The sequence below is a fragment of the Streptomyces sp. NPDC006368 genome (assembly GCF_040612535.1).
Classification (GTDB): domain Bacteria; phylum Actinomycetota; class Actinomycetes; order Streptomycetales; family Streptomycetaceae; genus Streptomyces.
Genome location: NZ_JBEXQK010000002.1, coordinates 50,654 through 67,393, shown reverse-complemented (window position 1 = coordinate 67,393; position 16,740 = coordinate 50,654). Strand labels below are relative to the sequence as shown.

Genomic DNA, 16,740 nt, shown 5'->3' with positions numbered 1-16,740 from the left:
GGGAGGTGCACACGCAGGGCGTCCCCCGGGCCCGCGCGGCGGGGATCCGGTCATGGCCAAGGGTGGCTCTTACTCATGGACGTCGTCTCACCCACACTGGTGCCGGAGACAGGGGGAGGACACGGGGTGACGACTCGCAGGAGACGGCGTCGGCCTGCCGCGCGGAGGCGTCGGGAGGAACGACTCACGACGGGAGCGATCGGCGGCATCGCCGCGATGGCGGTGCTCCTGCTGTCCTGGTCGGTGATCTGGCCGTACGTGGTGGGGACGCTGGTCGTCGCGGCGGCGGCCGGCGCCGGCTGGTGGCTGTGGAGGACGGACCGGCTGATCCGCGGCGACGACCGCGGTTGGCGCCATGAAGACGCGGTCAAGGCGGGGCATCGGACGCTCACCGAGGTGGACGCGATGGACGGCCCGGCGTTCGAGGACTTCGTGGCCGACCTGTGTCGACGGGACGGCTGCACGGAAGTGCGCCGGGTCGGCCGCTCCCACGACGACGGCGCCGATGTCCGCGGAAGGCTGCCCGACGGCCGGACCATGGTGATCCAGTGCAAGCGGTACAACCCGAAGCGGAAGATCTCCAGTGGCGAGGTCCGTAACCTCCTCGGCTCCCGGATGCACTTCGGCGCCGACATCGCGGTCTTGGTCACCACCACCTACTTCAGCGGCCCGGCCGAACGGTGTGCCGTGCGGAACGGTGTCCTGGCTGTTCACCGCGACCACCTCGGCCTATGGAACAGCGGTGCCGCACTGCCGTCCCTGACCGGGGTCAACGGCTCCGGCCAAGGAGATCGCCGACACCGCGCCCGTTGGAAGGAAACGTACGAGTAGGGGCCCGGCGGGAACCCCACCGGTGAGTGCGCGGTGCACCACGAGCCCCCCCGCACGGGCGGCTCCGGCCCGCCTTCAGGGGGTCTCGGGGGCAGCTGGGCTCGCAGCAACAGCAACGCCAGAGGGCCCTTACCTACCCGGTAAGGGCCCTCTGACCTGATACTCAGCTGTCGGGGTGGCGGGATTTGAACCCACGACCTCTTCGTCCCGAACGAAGCGCGCTGCCAAGCTGCGCTACACCCCGATGTCGTCCGGTGTCCCGGCGACGTCGTTTACTTTAGCCCACCCGCGCCCTCAGGCGAAATCCGGTTTTCGGGCCCCGCAGGTAGGGCCTGATCCGGTCCGGGGCGACGATCGTCAGAGCCGGCCCGAAGAAGGCCAGGCCCGGCATCGCGGCCTTCCCGAGGGCCCCGCCGTAGCCGTGGCTGTCGACGTCGAGGAAGGGGTACGGGTAACGGGCCGGGGCGCCGGGGGTGAGCGGGGCGCCGCGGGTCAGGGCGAAGAGCAGGTACGCCAGGGGGTAGAGCAGCCACCGGGCCGCTTCGCGTGGGCGCAGGCCGCCAGGGTGGGTGAGGAGCAGCCAGTCCAGGGCCGTGGCGATCGGGGTCACCGTGTGCAGGAGCCGGTCCGCCACGGCGTGGGCGCCCGATGCGGAGCCGGTCATGGAGAAGGCGGCTGCGGCGTTGGCGAGAAGTACGTGGTGGACGAGCCCGGTGATCACGATGTGGAGCAGCGTGCCGCCGGTGACCCGTGGCGGCAGGGGCGGCCGGCCCGTCCAGGCGCGGCGGGCCGAGAAGGCGAGGGCGATCGCGACCAGCGCGTTGCTCTGGATGGTGAAGTAGCGCAGGACCCGGTCCGGACTGCCCGGGACCAGTCGATGACGATGCCCGTCACGGCCGCCAACGCGATCAGGGCGCGGAAGGCGGCCGCGTACGGGCGGGGGACGGGAGGGGCGACCGCCGATGCGGGCACCTACGACGGAGACGGGGCAGTCATCCCTTCACCGCACGGGGCAGGTGATCACTCCCGGGCGGTCAGGGTCAGCAGCGTCGCCTCGGGCGGGCATGCGAAGCGCACGGGGGTGTACCGGTTGGTGCCGCAGCCCGCCGACACGTGCAGGTACGCCGTGTTGCCTCCGGAGCGGTGGGTGGAGAGGCCCTTCACCCGGTCCGTGTCGAGGTCGCAGTTGGTGACCAGCGCCCCGTAGAAGGGGACGCACAGCTGGCCGCCGTGCGTGTGCCCCGCCAGGATCAGCGGATAGCCGTCGGCGGTGAAGGCGTCCAGCGAGCGCAGGTACGGGGCGTGGACGACGCCCACCGAGAGGTCGGCGTCCGCCTCCGGGCCGCCGGCGACCCTGTCGTACCGGTCCCGCTTGATGTGCGGGTCGTCCAGCCCGGTGAAGGCCAGCTCCAGGCCGTCCAGCTTGAGGCGACCGCGCGTGTTGGTCAGGTTGACCCAGCCCGCCGTGTCGAAGGCGTCGCGCAGTTCCTCCCACGGGTTGTGCACGGCTCCGACGGCCGGGGCGTTGCCGTTCAGGCCGTGGCGGCCCTGGGCCTTCTCGATGAGGTAGCGGGCCGGGTTGCGCAGCTTGGGCCCGTAGTAGTCGTTGGAGCCGAAGACGTACACCCCCGGGAACTCGAGGAGCGGCCCGAGTGCGTCCAGGACCTCCGGGACGCCGTTGGGGTCGGAGAGGTTGTCGCCGGTGTTGACGACGAAGTCGGGGCGCAGCCCGGCCAGTGACTGGAGCCAGGCGCGCTTCTTGCGCTGGCCGCTCACCATGTGGATGTCCGAGACCTGGAGGACGCGCAGGTCCCGCACACCGGGTGGCAGCACGGGGACGGTGATCCGGCGGAGCCGGAACGAGCGGGCCTCGAACCCGGCGGCGTAGACCAGACCGGCCGCGCCGACCGCCGCGATGCCTGCGGTGACTTTCAGGGGGACTCCGTATCGCGCGCGCATGAGGTCATCGTTTCAGAACGGCGCGGGCCACGGGAAATGCGCGGGCGTACAGGTCATCCCACCTGCCACACTTGTCCGCATGACCACGCTCAAGTCCAAGCTGCAGGAAGACCTCACCGAGGCGATCAGGGCGCGCGACGAACTGCGCTCCTCGACGCTCCGGCTGACCCTCGCCGCCATCACCAAGGAGGAGGTCGCGGGCAAACAGCAGCGCGAGCTCTCCGACGACGAGGTGCAGAAGGTGATCGCCAAGGAGGCGAAGAAGCGCCGCGAGGCGGCCGACGCCTTCGCCCAGGGCGGCCGGGCCGAGCAGGCCGAGCGCGAGAAGGCGGAGGGCGTCATCCTCGACGCGTACCTGCCGCAGCAGCTGAGCGACGACGAACTCCGGCAGATCGTGGCCGGGGCCGTCGAGGAGGCCAAGGCGGGCGGGGCCGAGGGGCCGCGCGCGATGGGCGCCGTCATGAAGATCGTGAACCCCAAGGTCGCGGGCCGCGCCGAGGGCGGCCGGGTCGCCACCCTGGTCAAGCAGCTGCTCGCCGGCTGAGGCGTCGTTGCGGCACCCGCGGTCGCTCGCCGGCCGGGGCGCCCGCGGTCGCCCGTTCGGGTGAGGCCCGCCCGCCCGGGACCCCGGACCCGGGCAGGACCGTGACGCTGGCCTCGACACGGAAGCCCGGACCCCGGACCCGGAACCCCGACGCGGAAGCCGGTGCGCGCACGCGCAGGAACGGATGCCATCCCGGGCGAACCCGATGCCACATGAATGGGGGCGCTCCCTGAGCAGGGAGCGCCCCCATTCATGTGCCGCCAGCTGCCAGGCCTCGGCCCGGGCCCAGGCCCGGCCCGTGCCCCCGGGGTGCGGAGGCAGCGGCGTCAGCGGCCGTTCCTGCCCCCGTTGCCGTTGCCGTTGCCGTTGCCGCCGTTGCCGCCGGTTCCGTCGCGGCCGCCGATCAGGTCCGGCGGGAAGGAGATGCGGGGGAAGGGGTTGTCATCGCCCCCGCCGCCGTTCCCGCGGTTGTCGCCCGGCTTGTCGTTGCCGCCGGTGTCGCCCTCGCCGTTCCCGCGGTCCGGGCTGTTGCCGCGGGGCACGGAGATGGCGTTGAAGGAAGGCGTTTCGGAGGCCTCCAGCGCCTTGGTCATCGCGATCTTCCAGATGGGGCCGGGCAGACAGCCACCGCACACCTTGTCGTAGTACTCGCCGCCGATGGTGATGTTGTACATCGAGCTCTTCTCGCCGATGTCGTCACCGACCCACACGGCCGTGGAGAGGTTCGGGGTGTACCCGACGAACCAGGCGTCCTTGCGGTCGTTGGTGGTACCGGTCTTGCCGGCGTTGTCCCGGTCGCTGAGGCCCGCCTTGGTGCCGGTGCCGTCCTCGACCACGCCCTTGAGCATCTGGTTGATGGTGTCCGCGGTGCGCTCGCTCATGGCCTGGGAGCACGAGCTCTTCGGCACCGGCAGGCGCCGGCCCTCCGCCGTGGTGATGGACTGGATGGCGACGGGGGTGCAGTACGTGCCGCGGTTGGCGAACGTCGCGTACGCGGACGCCATCGCCAGCGGGGTGCTCTCCTCGCCGCCGAGCGTGATGGACGGGTTCTCGCCGATCTTCTTGCCGTCGCCCCGCTGGTACCCCATCCTCTTCGCCATCTCGACCGTCTCGCACAGCCCGGTCCGCTGCTCCAGCAGGGCGAAGTAGGTGTTGATGGACTTGCCGAGCGCGCTCGTCATGTCCCAGCTGCCGGTCTCCGACTCCACCTCGTTCGACAGCTTCCAGTCACCGCTGCCGGCCTTGGCGCCGGAGCAGGTGGTGAAGGAGTCCATCGGTACGCGGATCTCGTACCCGGTGGAGAAGGTCTGAGCCGGGCTGATGCCCTTCTCCAGCGCCGCCGCCGCCGTGATCGGCTTGAAGGTCGAGCCGACCTGGAAGCCGTAGGTGGTGCCACCCATCTTGTTGCCGACGGCGAGGTTGAGCACCGTCTCGTGCTGCTTCTGGTCCAGGCCGTACGGGCGGGACTGACCCATCGACAGGATCTTGCCGGTGCCCGGCTGGACCTGCACCACGGCCGCCGCGACCTTGTCGTCCTTGTTGACCTTCGCGGTGGCGGCCTCGTTCGCGGCCTCCTGGGCGCGCGGGTCGAGCGTGGTCTTGATGGTCAGACCGCCCAGGTTCCACAACTTCTGCCGCTCCGCCTCCGTCTTCCCGAAGACCGGGTCGGAGAGGATGGTCTTGCGTACGTAGTCGCAGAAGAACCCCGCGCCGTCGACGGCCGTGATGCAGCCGTTCTTCGGCTTGCTGACCTTCAGCTTGATGGGGCTGGCCTTGGCGCGGTCGGCCTCCGTCTGGCTGATGTCACCGACGGCGGCCATGCGCTGCAGCACGGTGTTGCGGCGCTTGGTCGCCTCCTCGGAGTCGTTGATGGGGTCGTAGCGGCTCGGCGACTGGACGAGGCCGGCGAGCATCGCCGCCTCCTCCAGGTTCAGGTCCTTGGCGGACTTGGAGAAGTACCGCTTGGACGCCGCCTCGACGCCGTACGCCTGCTGCCCGAAGAAGGTGATGTTGAGGTAGTTCTCGAGGATCTTCTTCTTCCCGAGCTCCTCCTCAACCTGGATCGCGTACTTGAGCTCCTGGATCTTGCGGCCGAGGGTCTGCTGCGTGGCCTCGGCGACCTTGTCGGGGTCGTCGCCGGCCTCCTCCACGAAGACGTTCTTCACGTACTGCTGCGTCAGGGTCGACGCGCCCTGGGCGACCCCGCCCGACTGGGCGTTGCGGTTCAGTGCGCGCAGAATGCCCTTCAGGTCGATGGCGCCGTGTTCGTAGAAGCGCGAGTCCTCGATCGCGACGATCGCCTTCTGCATGTACGGGGAGATGTCCTTGAGGTCCACCACCGTGCGGTCGCGGGAGTAGACCGTGGCGATCTGCCCGCCGTCCGAGTTGAGGATCGTGGTGCGCTGGCTCAGCGGCGGTCGCTTCAGATTGGCCGGAATCTCGTCGAATCCCTGGACCGTGCCCTTCGCCGCCAGTCCCAGAGCTCCCGCGGCGGGCAACGCGATGCCCGCCAGCACCGCTCCGGAGAGCACGCTGACACCGAGGAACTTGGCGGCCTGCTGGGTCCCGGTCAGACCACCGCCCGAGCGCTTCTTTGGCATGGCAGCAGCCTACGTTCTCATTCGCCGGACACGCGTATAGGCATTGGCCTAAGCTGGTCACAACTGTCACAGCAGTTGCGATCCCTCAGCGAAACCCGGGCTACGGCCTGGTCACGACCCCGCGTTCTCTCCTCAGGTCGGGTCGCCGAACGTGTCGCAGGGCGATGTCCGTTTCCACCGGATGCGTCAACGGACGCCCGTTCTGGATCATGGGACATGTCGTGTTGTAGGGGATGAGGTGTATATGTCCATCGCTCACTCCCCTGGGTGATCTGCCGCGTACGCATAGTCCGTTCGGGCCATTCAAGATTGGGCCCGAAGGGGGTGTTGCGCTGTGCCCACCTTCCGTAACGTCCTCAACTGGCAGCGGTGAATATGCCGCTGCCGCCGTGGGGGAGCCTCGATTCGGGAGAGGACGGCGCCGGTATGGGCTGGGTAGCTGACTGGAGTGCGCAGGCGGCCTGCCGCACTACCGATCCGGATGAACTGTTCGTGCAAGGAGCGGCGCAGAACAGGGCCAAGGCGGTGTGCACCGGGTGCCCGGTGCGGACCGAGTGCCTGGCCGACGCGCTGGACAATCGCGTCGAGTTCGGCGTATGGGGCGGAATGACGGAGCGTGAGCGCCGCGCACTGCTGCGCAGGCGACCCACCGTCACCTCCTGGCGCCGGCTCCTGGAGACGGCGCGTACGGAATACGAGCGCAGCGCGGGCATTCTGCCCGTCGCCCTGGACGACGACGAGACCTACGAGACGTACGCCGCCGTGGGTTAGGCGGTACGGGCTCCGCCACGGGACCCGTCACCGGCTCGGCCGGACGCCCCGCCGGACGCGAGCCGGTCACCGATGGTCCGAAGCCCCGCGAGGTCATGCACGTCGCCGGGCAGCGCGGCCACCTCTGCCACCGCCACCTCGGGGTGGAGCGCGGTGAAGCGGTCACGCGTGCGCTGCTCACGCGCGAGTACCTGCATCCGCTCGGCGTGCAGACGCAGCAGACCAGCCGTCAGCTGCGCGACGGCAGGTGGGGTGACAGCGGGCGAGCTGACGGAACCGCCGTCCGCGTGCGGAGTGCCGTCCGCGTGCCGGGGGTCGTCCGCGTGGTGGGTGCCGCCGGACCGGGCGCCGGGCATGGCACCGGGCAGGGCGGGATCGGGCGATGTGGTGGCTGGAGCGTCGGGTGCGGGGGGCGGCTCGGGAGAGGTGGCCTCGGGGCCACGAACATCAGCCTTCCCGTCCCCCTGATCCACAATGCGGACCTCGTCAAGATTTTCCGCGTCGGGAGTTTCCGCGTCGAGGATCTCCGCGGCGGCCAGCGCCCGCTCGGCCGACAACCGGGCCGCCCCGCTGCCGTGGACGCGGTTGAGGACCAGACCGGCCAGCGGCATCTCCTCCGCCGCCAGCCGCTCCACGAAGTACGCCGCCTCACGCAGCGCGTCCCGCTCGGGCGCGGCCACCACCAGGAAGGCCGTGCCCGGCGCCTGGAGCAACTGGTACGTGGCGTCCGCGCGGGTACGGAAACCGCCGAACATCGTGTCCATCGCCGCCACGAAGGTCTGCACGTCCCGCAGCAGTTGACCGCCCAGCAGCTTGCCCAGCGTCCCCGTCATCATCGACATGCCGACGTTCAGGAACTTCAGTCCGGCCCGGCCGCCCATCTTCGCCGGCGCCATCAGCAGCTTGATGAACTTCCCGTCCAGGAACGACCCCAGCCGCTTCGGCGCGTCCAGGAAGTCCAGCGCGGACCGGGACGGCGGGGTGTCCACGACGATCAGGTCCCACTCGTCGCGCGCCCGCAACTGCCCCAGCTTCTCCATCGCCATGTACTCCTGCGTGCCCGCGAAACCGGCCGACAGGGACTGGTAGAAGGGGTTGCCCAGGATCGCGCGGGCCCGCTCCGGGTCCGCGTGCGCCTCGACGATCTCGTCGAAGGTGCGCTTCATGTCGAGCATCATCGCGTGCAGCTCGCCGTCGCCCTTGATGCCGTCGACCCGGCGCGGAACGTTGTCCAGCTGGTCGATGCCCATGGACTGGGCGAGCCGGCGGGCCGGGTCGATCGTGAGGACCACGACCTTGCGGCCGCGCTCCGCCGCCCGTACGCCCAGGGCCGCCGCGGTCGTCGTCTTGCCGACGCCGCCCGCACCGCAGCACACGATGATGCGCGTCGTCGGGTCGTCCAGCAGCGGGTCGATCTCCAGGTCGGGAGCCGTATCGAGAGTCACGTGCCCACCCCAAGCTGTCGTAGTTCCCTGGCCAGCCGGTAGAGGCCGGCGAGATCCGCACCCTCTCCCAGGAACGGCAGTTCGTACGTCGGCACCTGGAGCTTGGCCAGTGCCTCACGCTGCTCCCGCTCCAGCTCCACCCGGCGCGCGTGCTCGGCGGCCTCGTCGAGCAGGGGCGCGACGAGCCGGGCCGGGCCGCTCACACCCGCCGAGGCGAGCGCCGTGGCGATCTCCTTGCGGTGGTCGCCGGCCGCCACCCGTACGGCGTCCTCGTCCAGGACCGGCGGGCGGACCATGTTCACGATGACGTTGCCCACCGGGAGGCCGGCGTCGCGCAGCTCGGCGATGCCGTCCGCGGTCTCCTGGACCGGCATCTCCTCCAGCAGGGTCACCAGGTGGACGGCCGTCTCCGGCGACTTGAGGACGCGCATCACGGCCTGCGCCTGGTTGTGTATCGGGCCGATCCTGGCGAGGCCCGCGACCTCGTCGTTGACGTTCAGGAAGCGGGTGATGCGGCCCGTGGGCGGGGCGTCCATGACGACGTAGTCGTAGACGAAGTCTCCCTGCTTGTCCGCCTGTTTGTCCTCCTGCTTGTCGCCCTGCCTGCCTTCCTGCCTGCCCCCCGGCCTGCTCCCGTGCTTCTCCCGGCGGCGCACGGCCTCGCACGCCTTGCCGGTCAGCAGCACGTCCCGCACGCCCGGTGCGATGGTGGTCGCGAAGTCTATGGCGCCGAGTTTCTTCAGGGCCCGTCCCGCGGACCCGAGCTTGTAGAACATCTGGAGGTAGTCGAGAAGCGCGCGCTCGGCGTCGATGGCCAGCGCGTACACCTCGCCGCCGCCCGGCGTGACGGCGATTTTCCTCTCCTCGTACGGAAGCGCCTCCGTCTCGAAGAGTTGCGCGATGCCCTGTCTGCCCTCGACCTCCACGAGGAGGGTCCGCCTGCCCTCGGTCGCGAGGGCGAGCGCGAGGGCGGCGGCGACCGTCGTCTTACCGGTACCGCCCTTGCCGCTGACGACCTGGAGCCTGCTCACGCCTTCGAGCCTAACCAGTCGCCCCACGGCGTACGCAGGAGGCTGCCCTTGGCGATGCCGCTCCGGGGCTGTCGGTGGCAGCGGCTACAGTCGGCACCATGACCAAGTGGGAATACGCGACCGTGCCCCTTCTCGTGCACGCGACCAAGCAGATCCTGGACACCTGGGGCGAGGACGGCTGGGAGCTCGTCCAGGTCGTGCCGGGGCCGAACAACCCCGAGCAGCTCGTGGCGTACCTGAAGCGGGAGAAGCCGTGACCGGCCGTGTCGAGGCGACGCTCGCGGAGCTCGGTCTGACGCTGCCGCAGGTCGTCCCGCCTCTGGCGGCGTACCAGCCGGCCGTCCGGTCGGGTGTGTACGTGTACACCGCGGGCCAGCTGCCGATGGTGGAGGGCAAGCTGCCCGTCACCGGCAAGGTGGGCGGCGAGGTCACTCCGGAGGAGGCCAAGGGCCTCGCGCGCATCTGCGCGCTGAACGCGCTGGCCGCCGTGAAGTCGGTCGCCGGTGACCTGGACCGCATCGCGCGCGTCGTGAAGGTCGTCGGCTTCGTCGCCTCGGCCCCCGACTTCACCGGACAGCCCGCCGTGCTCAACGGCGCGAGCGAGCTGCTGGGCGAGGTGCTCGGCGACAAGGGCGTGCACGCGCGCAGCGCGGTGGGCGTGACGGTGCTGCCGCTGGACGCGCCGGTCGAGGTGGAGATCCAGGTGGAGCTGGTCCAGGACTGACGTCCCGGACCTGCCGGACTGTCCCGGCTCCCCGGACCTGCCGGGTTGCCTCCCGGACCTACCGGGCTGCTTGCCGGCTCCCCGGACCTGTCGGACTGCCTCCCGGCTCCCCGGACCTGCCGGGTTGCCTCCCGGACCTACCGGGCTGCCTCCGGGCAACCTGGGCTTCCTCGGGTTCCCGGAGCCTCCGGTATTCCCGGCTTCCCGGGCGTCCTCCTGGGCTTTCTCGGACGCGCCGGGTTCCCGGAGTGCCTTTGGTCTTCCCGGGCCTCCCGGACGTCCTCCGGGCATCCCGGATGTCCTCCTGGGCTCCTCGGTCGTCCTCCTGAGTTGCCCGGACCGGTGCCGTCGGTCCGTACGGCCCTGTGCTCCTCGGTGGGCGCGGGGCCGTTGCCGTATCCACCTTCCCTCTCGAACATCGCGTCGGATGCGCATAGCATCCGGCCATGTCCAATGGTCAGTGGTATCCACCGGAGTGGCCCGACCGCATCCGCGCGCTCGCCGGCGGGGCGCTCACGGCCGTGACCCCCAAGCGGGCCGCGACCGTGCTGCTCCTGCGGGACGGCGCCGACGGCGGTGGACCCGAGGTCCACATGCTGCGCCGGCGCACGTCCATGGCCTTCGCGGCTGGTGCGTACGCCTATCCGGGTGGCGGCGTCGACCCGCGCGACGAGCACCCGGTGCGGTGGGCGGGCCCGTCGCTCGCCGACTGGGCGGCCCGGCTCGGGGTGACACAGCCGGCCGAGGCGCAGGCCATCGTGTGCGCGGCGGTGCGCGAGACGTTCGAGGAAGCCGGCGTCCTGCTGGCCGGGCCGACCGCCGACTCGGTCGTCGACGACACCACGGGCGACGACTGGGACGCGGACCGGGCGGCGCTGGTCGCCCGCGAGCTGGCCTTCGCGGACTTCCTGGACCGGCGGGGGCTGGTCCTCCGCTCCGACCTGCTGGGCGCGTGGGCGCGCTGGATCACCCCGGAGTTCGAGCCGCGCCGCTACGACACCTGGTTCTTCGTGGCCGCGCTGCCGACGGGCCAGCGGACCCTCTCCCACGGCCCCGGGGCGGACGTTCCCCACCTCCCCACGGAGGCCGACCGCGCGGTGTGGATCCGCCCGGTGGACGCGGCGACCGGGTACGACCGCGGCGAGCTGCTGATGATGCCGCCGACGATCGCCACCCTGCGCGCCCTGGAGCGGTACGGGACGGCCGGCGCCGCCCTGGCCGCCGCGCCGGACCAGGACCTCACTCCCGTACTGGCACAGGCGCGCCTCGAAGGCGACGAGGTGGTGCTGAGCTGGCCGGGCCACGACGAGTTCACCAAGCACGTACCCACAGGGGGGTCCTCCGCATGACCGACGCCGCCGCGCTCCCCGGCCGGCCGCGCGGAGCCGTGTTGTCCGGCCCCGCGACCGCACGCGCCGTCAACGTCCTCGCGCCGAACGCGTCGGCGATGACCCTCGACGGCACCAACACCTGGATCCTGTCCGAGCCGGACTCCGCGCTCGCGGTCGTCGTCGACCCCGGTCCGCTCGACGAGGGGCACTTGTCCAGGGTCGTCGAGACCGCCGAGCGCCTCGGCAAGCGTGTCGCGCTGACCCTCCTCACCCACGGCCACCCGGACCACGCGGAGGGCGCGGTGCGGTTCGCGGAGCTCACGGGGGCGGCCGTGCGCGCGCTGGACCCGGCGCTGCGGCTCGGTGACGAAGGGCTCGCGGCGGGCGAGGTGGTCGAGGTGGGCGGCCTGGAGCTGCGCGTCGTACCGACGCCCGGGCACACCGCCGACTCGTTGAGCTTCCACCTGCCGGCCGACCGCGCGGTGCTGACGGGCGACACCATCCTGGGGCGCGGTACGACGATGGTGGCGCACCCGGACGGGCGGCTCGGGGACTACCTGGACTCGCTGCGGCGGCTGCGGTCGCTGACCGTCGACGACGGGGTCCATACGGTGCTGCCGGGACACGGGCCGGTGCTGGAGGACGCACAGGGGGCGGTCGAGTACTACCTGGCCCACCGGGCGAGCCGCCTCGCCCAGGTGGAGACGGCGGTCGAGAACGGCTACCGGACGGCATCGGAGGTCGTGGCGCACGTGTACGCGGACGTGGACCGGACGCTCTGGCCGGCGGCCGAGCTGTCGGTGCGGGCGCAACTGGAGTACCTGACCGAGCACGGGCTGATCTGACAGGCACAGGGGCGGGCCGAACCAGCCGGGGCTGAGCCGGGCCGACCGATGATGAGCCGGGCCGACCGATGATGAGCCGGGCCGGCCGGGGTGGATCGGAGCCGCAGGGCCTGCTTGCGGATCGGAGCCACGGGGCCATGCTTTACGCTCCGCTTACCCGGCTTCGTGGCCGCTCGGCCGCGCAGCCACTTCTTGACGCTTTCCATCGGGGGGAACGTACGTGTTTGTCCTGTCCATATTGCTTCTCATCGCTGCGGCGGTGCTCTTCTTCGTCGGGCGCGGTACCGACCGGCGCGGCCTCAAGCTGGGCTCGGCCGGCGCTCTGCTCGCGGGGCTGTTCGCCGCGATCTCCAGCTGCGTGCACATCGTCAGCGCGTACGAGGTCGGCGTGCCGGTCGCCTTCGGCAAGGTGGGATCGCCGATGACGTCCGGCATGAACGTCACCTCGCCGTTCACGAACGTCACGACCTTCTCCACGCGCCCGGTCGACCTGAACCTGTCCGACAAGGACGTGGTCGAGGTCCGCTCGTCGCAGGGCGGCGTGATGTACGCCGAGGTGACCGTGAAGTGGGCGGTGACGCCGGCGAAGGCGGTGGAGCTGTACCGGCTGGCCGGCAGCGAGGACGCGATCCAGCAGCGGCTCGTCTTCCCGGACAGCCGGGAGATCATCCGTAACGTCTTCGCCCGCCACACCAGCGAGGAGGGGTACGCCTCCGCCCGCGAGAAGATCAACACGGAGATCGCCGACCTGATCAAGGAGCGCCTGGCGCCACGCGGCATCGCCGTGACCACGGTGAACCTGCGGAACGTGAAGCCGTCGGACCAGCTGCAGAGCCAGATCGACCGCAAGATCCAGCAGCAGCAGTCGACGGAGCGGGCGACGGAGGCGGCGCGTACGGCGAAGGCGGAGGCCGAGCAGCGCCGGATCGAGGCGGAGGGCCTCGCGCGGGCCAACAAGATCCTCAGTGACTCGCTCACCGACAAGGTCCTCATGAACCAGTGCATCGAGGCCTTCAAGCAGGCGGCAGCCAAGCACCCGGTGTACGCGGTGCCGTGCGGCGGCGGGAACGGGACCCCGGTGATCGTGGACGGCACCAAGAAGAACTGACGCGGCGCCGCCCGCCGGTGCGCGCCGACAAGACGCCGGCGCGCGGCAACGGCCGCGACGCACGAAAAGGGCCGTACGGAAGGCCGCACGAAAAGGGCCGCCCCCACGGAGGGGGCGGCCCTTTTCTTACGGCCTGTGACGTGCGGCGCGTCTGCCGGCGCGACGTCCTAGCGCGAGCGCTTGGCGAGCCGCTCCACGTCCAGCAGGATCACGGCGCGGGCCTCCAGGCGGAGCCAGCCGCGGCCGGCGAAGTCGGCGAGCGCCTTGTTGACCGTCTCGCGGGAGGCGCCGACCAGCTGGGCGAGCTCCTCCTGGGTCAGGTCGTGCACGACGTGGATGCCCTCCTCGGACTGCACGCCGAAGCGGCGCGACAGGTCGAGGAGCGCGCGGGCGACACGGCCCGGCACGTCGGAGAAGACCAGGTCGGACATCTGGTCGTTGGTCTTGCGCAGGCGCCGGGCGACGGCGCGCAGCAGGGCGGTGGCCACCTCGGGGCGGGCGTTCAGCCAGGGCTGCAGGTCACCGTGGCCCAGGCCGAGCAGCTTGACCTCGGTCAGCGCGGTCGCGGTGGCGGTGCGCGGGCCCGGGTCGAAGAGGGACAGCTCACCGATCAGCTCTCCGGGGCCGAGGACGGCGAGCATGTTCTCGCGTCCGTCGGGGGAGGTGCGGTGGAGCTTCACCTTGCCTTCGGTGACCACGTAGAGCCGATCGCCCGGGTCGCCTTCGTGGAAGAGGGCGTCGCCACGGGCGAGCGTCACCTCACTCATCGAGGCGCGGAGCTCCGCGGCCTGCTCGTCATCGAGCGCCGCGAAGAGCGGGGCGCGCCGCAGAACGTCGTCCACGAGTTCTCTCCTATGTCGACCTGCTCCGGGACATTGGGTCCCATGATGCCGGACGGTAAAACAGTGCGATCAATCACAACAAGTTTGACGCATTGGTACGCGCGTCCGTACGGCAGGGCCCCGATTGGGTCGTGATCGCCTGTGACCGGGGCGGATGTCAGTGCGGGCGCTTAGGCTGGCCGGGTGTCCAATTCGCCGGTGAGAGCGCAGGCCAAGGGGGCCGGGAGAGTGTCAGGGGAGCAGAATTCCGCTGTGGGCGAACATGTATCGCCTTCGCCGAAAAGGCCGACAAAACCGGCGAAAGGGTCCTCGCGCGTCGCGTCGCGCGATCGCGCCGAGCCGCAGAGCGCTGCCGTGGCGGCCGAGTCTCCACGCCAACGGAGGGTCTCCGGGCGCACGGACGAGGGCCGGGCGCCCGCCGACCCGGTCCCCGGCGATGCCCCGGCCGAGCTCGGCGTGAGGACGGGGGGTACGCCGGAGACCGGCGCGGCCAAGGGGGCGGCCTCCGCCAAGGGGGCGCGGGCGGGCGGGGCGACGGGCGCCGCCGACGCGTCCGAGGCGTCCGAGGCGTCCGAGGCGTCCGGTACGGGCGAGGCCCGTAAGACCCCGTCCGGTACGACCCCGTCCGGTACGGCCCGGTCCGGTACGGGCGAGGCCCGTACGACCCGGTCCCGTAAGGCCAAGGCGGCTACCGCCAAGACGGCCGGAGCCGGCGGGACGGGCAAGGCCCCACGGCCCACCAAGGCGACCGGAGCCACCGCAGCCACGAAGGCGACCGGCGCGGCGAAGGCCCCACGGCCCGACAAGGCGGCCCCGGCCGACAAGGCGGCCCCGGCCAACAAGGCGGCCCCGGCCACCAAAGCGACCCCGGCCACCAAAGCGACCGGCGCGGCGAAGACCACCCGAGCCGCCAATGCGGGCCCCGCCACCACAACGGCCGCCACCACCGCATCCGCCCCGGTGCCCGCCGGCTCCGGCGGTGAGTCGCGGTTGGCGATGGTGCGCCGGGCGCGGCGCATCAACCGGGAACTGGCCGAGATCTACTCGTACGCCCACCCCGAGCTCGACTTCCGCAACCCCTTCGAGCTGCTCGTCGCCACCGTCCTGTCCGCCCAGACCACCGATCTGCGCGTCAACCAGACGACCCCGGCGCTGTTCGCGCAGTACCCGACCCCCGAGGATCTGGCCGCCGCCGTTCCCGAGGAGCTGGAAGCGCTGATCCGGCCCACCGGGTTCTTCCGGGCCAAGGCGAAATCCCTGATCGGGCTCTCCAAGGCGCTCCGCGACAACTTCGGCGGTGAGGTCCCCGGCCGCCTGGAGGACCTCGTCACCCTCCCGGGGGTCGGCCGCAAGACCGCCAATGTCGTCCTGGGCAACGCCTTCGGGGTTCCCGGCATCACCGTCGACACCCACTTCGGCCGTCTCGTCCGGCGGTGGAAGTGGACGGAGCAGGAGGACCCCGAGAAGGTCGAGGAGGAGATCTGTGCGATCTTCCCGAAGTCCGAGTGGACGATGCTCTCGCACCGCGTGATCTTCCACGGTCGCCGCATCTGCCACTCCCGCAAGCCCGCCTGTGGCGCCTGCCCGATCGCCCCCCTGTGCCCTTCGTACGGCGAGGGGGAGACGGACCCCGAGAAGGCGAAGAAGCTGCTCAAGTACGAGATGGGCGGCCTTCCCGGCCAGCGCCTGGCCCCGCCGCCGGACTACCCCGGCAGTCCGGCCGCCCCGCTGGGCGCCGGGGACGACGAGTGACGGCCGGAGGTGCGGGGCAGGTGGCGAGCGACAGGTGGCACATGACGGATGGCGGATGACCGGTGGCGAGCGACGGTGAGTGACATGGGAGGAACGAACCGGTGGCCGGAAAGCGTTGTGAGAAGCGGGGGTGCCCATGACGCGCGCTAGACCAGAAACCGAATACGACACCCGGGCGGCAGCCCGGACCACAGCCACGGCCGCAGCCCGGTCCACAGCCGCGACAGGAGCCGCCGCAGGAGCCGCGAGGGCAGCCGCGAGGGCGGATGTGGCCGTCACCGACGAAGGGCTGCCCGAGTGGCTCCGGCCCGTGGCCCGCGCGGCGCGGACCCTCGCGCCCGAGCAGCTCAGCCGTTTCCTCCCGCCCGAGAGCGGCGGTCGCCAGGCCGCCGTGCTGATCCTCTTCGGGGAGGGAGACCGCGGCCCCGAGCTGCTGCTCATGGAGCGCTCCGGCAGCCTCCGCTCACACGCCGGCCAGCCGTCCTTCCCCGGCGGCGCGCTCGACCCCGAGGACGGCGATCCGGCCACCACCGGCCCCGTACGCGCCGCGCTGCGCGAGGCCGAGGAGGAGACGGGGCTCGACCCCGCGGGCGTACAGATCTTCGCCGTACTGCCCCGCCTCTACATCCCGGTGAGCCGCTTCGTCGTGACGCCCGTGCTCGGCTGGTGGCATGCGCCGAGCCCCTTCCGCGCCGTCGACCCCGCCGAGACCGCCCGGGTCTTCACCGTGCCAGTGGCCGATCTCACGGACCCGGCCAACCGCGCGATGACCGTGCACCCGAGCGGCCACCGCGGTCCGGCATTCCTGGTCGAATCCGCTCTTGTATGGGGTTTCACGGCCGGCGTGATCGACCGCATCCTCCACTTCGCCGGGTGGGAACGCCCCTGGGACCGGACCAAGCAGGTCCCGCTCGACTGGCGCTCATGACAGGCTGAAGGCTCTGCTCCGAGGCCGGT

The 16,740-nt window shown here is 71.3% G+C and carries 16 protein-coding genes and 1 tRNA gene; 10 read left to right on the top strand and 7 right to left on the bottom strand.

Features of this window, described 5'->3' with window-relative positions; translation table 11 throughout:
• The first annotated feature begins 216 nt into the window (after positions 1–216).
• Positions 217–831, top strand: a complete 615-nt coding sequence (locus ABZZ38_RS02130) for a restriction endonuclease (RefSeq protein WP_356734752.1) — start codon at positions 217–219, stop codon at positions 829–831.
• A gap of 170 nt (positions 832–1,001) precedes the next feature.
• Here ABZZ38_RS02130 and ABZZ38_RS02125 read toward each other — a convergent pair.
• From ABZZ38_RS02125 to ABZZ38_RS02115, 3 genes are all read right to left on the bottom strand, one after another.
• Positions 1,002–1,075, bottom strand: a tRNA-Pro gene (locus ABZZ38_RS02125).
• Between the two features lie 33 nt (positions 1,076–1,108).
• On the bottom strand, positions 1,109–1,639 hold the full coding sequence (locus ABZZ38_RS02120) for a Pr6Pr family membrane protein (RefSeq protein WP_356735258.1): 531 nt from the start codon (positions 1,637–1,639) through the stop codon (positions 1,109–1,111).
• Between the two features lie 212 nt (positions 1,640–1,851).
• Entirely contained in the window at positions 1,852–2,790 is a 939-nt protein-coding gene (locus ABZZ38_RS02115) for a metallophosphoesterase (protein WP_356734750.1), read from the bottom strand.
• Between the two features lie 79 nt (positions 2,791–2,869).
• Between ABZZ38_RS02115 and ABZZ38_RS02110 the strand changes: the two genes are divergently transcribed.
• Positions 2,870–3,334, top strand: coding sequence for a GatB/YqeY domain-containing protein (locus tag ABZZ38_RS02110; RefSeq protein ID WP_356734748.1), 465 nt, complete (start codon positions 2,870–2,872; stop codon positions 3,332–3,334).
• Positions 3,335–3,660: 326 nt separating this feature from the next.
• Here the strand turns inward: ABZZ38_RS02110 and ABZZ38_RS02105 are convergent, their stop codons facing one another.
• Positions 3,661–5,934 carry a transglycosylase domain-containing protein gene (locus ABZZ38_RS02105; protein WP_356734746.1) on the bottom strand — a complete coding sequence of 758 codons (2,274 nt, stop codon included), beginning with the start codon at positions 5,932–5,934 and terminating at the stop codon, positions 3,661–3,663.
• Positions 5,935–6,360: 426 nt separating this feature from the next.
• On the opposite strand from ABZZ38_RS02105, the gene ABZZ38_RS02100 reads away from it, so the two are divergent.
• Complete coding sequence (locus ABZZ38_RS02100; RefSeq protein ID WP_058940833.1) at positions 6,361–6,705, top strand: WhiB family transcriptional regulator; 345 nt, start codon at positions 6,361–6,363, stop codon at positions 6,703–6,705.
• On the opposite strand, the gene ABZZ38_RS02095 is transcribed toward ABZZ38_RS02100, so the two are convergent.
• The gene (locus ABZZ38_RS02095) at positions 6,702–8,150 is read right to left on the bottom strand and encodes an ArsA family ATPase (protein WP_356734744.1); all 1,449 of its coding nucleotides are present in this window, start codon (positions 8,148–8,150) and stop codon (positions 6,702–6,704) included. The genes ABZZ38_RS02100 and ABZZ38_RS02095 overlap by 4 nt on opposite strands.
• Positions 8,147–9,181 carry an ArsA-related P-loop ATPase gene (locus ABZZ38_RS02090; RefSeq protein ID WP_356734742.1) on the bottom strand — a complete coding sequence of 345 codons (1,035 nt, stop codon included), beginning with the start codon at positions 9,179–9,181 and terminating at the stop codon, positions 8,147–8,149. The genes ABZZ38_RS02095 and ABZZ38_RS02090 overlap by 4 nt, the downstream gene beginning before the upstream one ends.
• Before the next feature lie 98 nt (positions 9,182–9,279).
• Between ABZZ38_RS02090 and ABZZ38_RS02085 the strand changes: the two genes are divergently transcribed.
• The 5 genes from ABZZ38_RS02085 (at position 9,280) to ABZZ38_RS02065 (ending at position 13,189) form a co-directional block, all read left to right on the top strand.
• The gene (locus ABZZ38_RS02085; RefSeq protein ID WP_019992579.1) at positions 9,280–9,438 is read left to right on the top strand and encodes a DUF4177 domain-containing protein; all 159 of its coding nucleotides are present in this window, start codon (positions 9,280–9,282) and stop codon (positions 9,436–9,438) included.
• The gene (locus ABZZ38_RS02080) at positions 9,435–9,905 is read left to right on the top strand and encodes a RidA family protein (protein WP_356734740.1); all 471 of its coding nucleotides are present in this window, start codon (positions 9,435–9,437) and stop codon (positions 9,903–9,905) included. The genes ABZZ38_RS02085 and ABZZ38_RS02080 overlap by 4 nt, the downstream gene beginning before the upstream one ends.
• A 446-nt stretch (positions 9,906–10,351) precedes the next feature.
• Complete coding sequence (locus ABZZ38_RS02075) at positions 10,352–11,254, top strand: NUDIX hydrolase (RefSeq protein ID WP_356734738.1); 903 nt, start codon at positions 10,352–10,354, stop codon at positions 11,252–11,254.
• Positions 11,251–12,081: an MBL fold metallo-hydrolase gene (locus tag ABZZ38_RS02070; protein WP_356734736.1), complete on the top strand. Its 831-nt coding sequence runs from the start codon at positions 11,251–11,253 to the stop codon at positions 12,079–12,081. The genes ABZZ38_RS02075 and ABZZ38_RS02070 overlap by 4 nt, the downstream gene beginning before the upstream one ends.
• Positions 12,082–12,301: 220 nt before the next feature.
• On the top strand, positions 12,302–13,189 hold the full coding sequence (locus tag ABZZ38_RS02065) for a prohibitin family protein (RefSeq protein WP_356734734.1): 888 nt from the start codon (positions 12,302–12,304) through the stop codon (positions 13,187–13,189).
• Positions 13,190–13,356: 167 nt separating this feature from the next.
• On the opposite strand, the gene ABZZ38_RS02060 is transcribed toward ABZZ38_RS02065, so the two are convergent.
• Positions 13,357–14,031: a Crp/Fnr family transcriptional regulator gene (locus tag ABZZ38_RS02060; protein ID WP_014046869.1), complete on the bottom strand. Its 675-nt coding sequence runs from the start codon at positions 14,029–14,031 to the stop codon at positions 13,357–13,359.
• A gap of 960 nt (positions 14,032–14,991) precedes the next feature.
• On the opposite strand from ABZZ38_RS02060, the gene nth reads away from it, so the two are divergent.
• A complete protein-coding gene (nth, locus tag ABZZ38_RS02055; RefSeq protein WP_356735256.1) occupies positions 14,992–15,783 on the top strand; it encodes an endonuclease III in 792 nt (263 codons plus the stop codon).
• A 268-nt stretch (positions 15,784–16,051) separates the two neighbouring features.
• Positions 16,052–16,711 (top strand): CoA pyrophosphatase, encoded by a 660-nt coding sequence (locus ABZZ38_RS02050; RefSeq protein ID WP_356734732.1) that lies wholly within the window; start codon positions 16,052–16,054, stop codon positions 16,709–16,711.
• Positions 16,712–16,740 lie beyond the last annotated feature (29 nt).

Excerpts from the sequence above, each read along its gene's own strand:
- ABZZ38_RS02070 (WP_356734736.1), top strand. The coding sequence starts at position 11,251 with ATGACCGACGCCGCCGCGCTCCCCGGCCGGCCGCGCGGAGCCGTGTTG.
- ABZZ38_RS02100 (WP_058940833.1), top strand. The coding sequence starts at position 6,361 with ATGGGCTGGGTAGCTGACTGGAGTGCGCAGGCGGCCTGCCGCACTACC.
- ABZZ38_RS02075 (WP_356734738.1), top strand. The coding sequence starts at position 10,352 with ATGTCCAATGGTCAGTGGTATCCACCGGAGTGGCCCGACCGCATCCGC.
- ABZZ38_RS02085 (WP_019992579.1), top strand. The coding sequence starts at position 9,280 with ATGACCAAGTGGGAATACGCGACCGTGCCCCTTCTCGTGCACGCGACC.
- ABZZ38_RS02115 (WP_356734750.1), bottom strand. The coding sequence starts at position 2,790 with ATGCGCGCGCGATACGGAGTCCCCCTGAAAGTCACCGCAGGCATCGCG.
- ABZZ38_RS02110 (WP_356734748.1), top strand. The coding sequence starts at position 2,870 with ATGACCACGCTCAAGTCCAAGCTGCAGGAAGACCTCACCGAGGCGATC.
- ABZZ38_RS02130 (WP_356734752.1), top strand. The coding sequence starts at position 217 with ATGGCGGTGCTCCTGCTGTCCTGGTCGGTGATCTGGCCGTACGTGGTG.
- ABZZ38_RS02105 (WP_356734746.1), bottom strand. The coding sequence starts at position 5,934 with ATGCCAAAGAAGCGCTCGGGCGGTGGTCTGACCGGGACCCAGCAGGCC.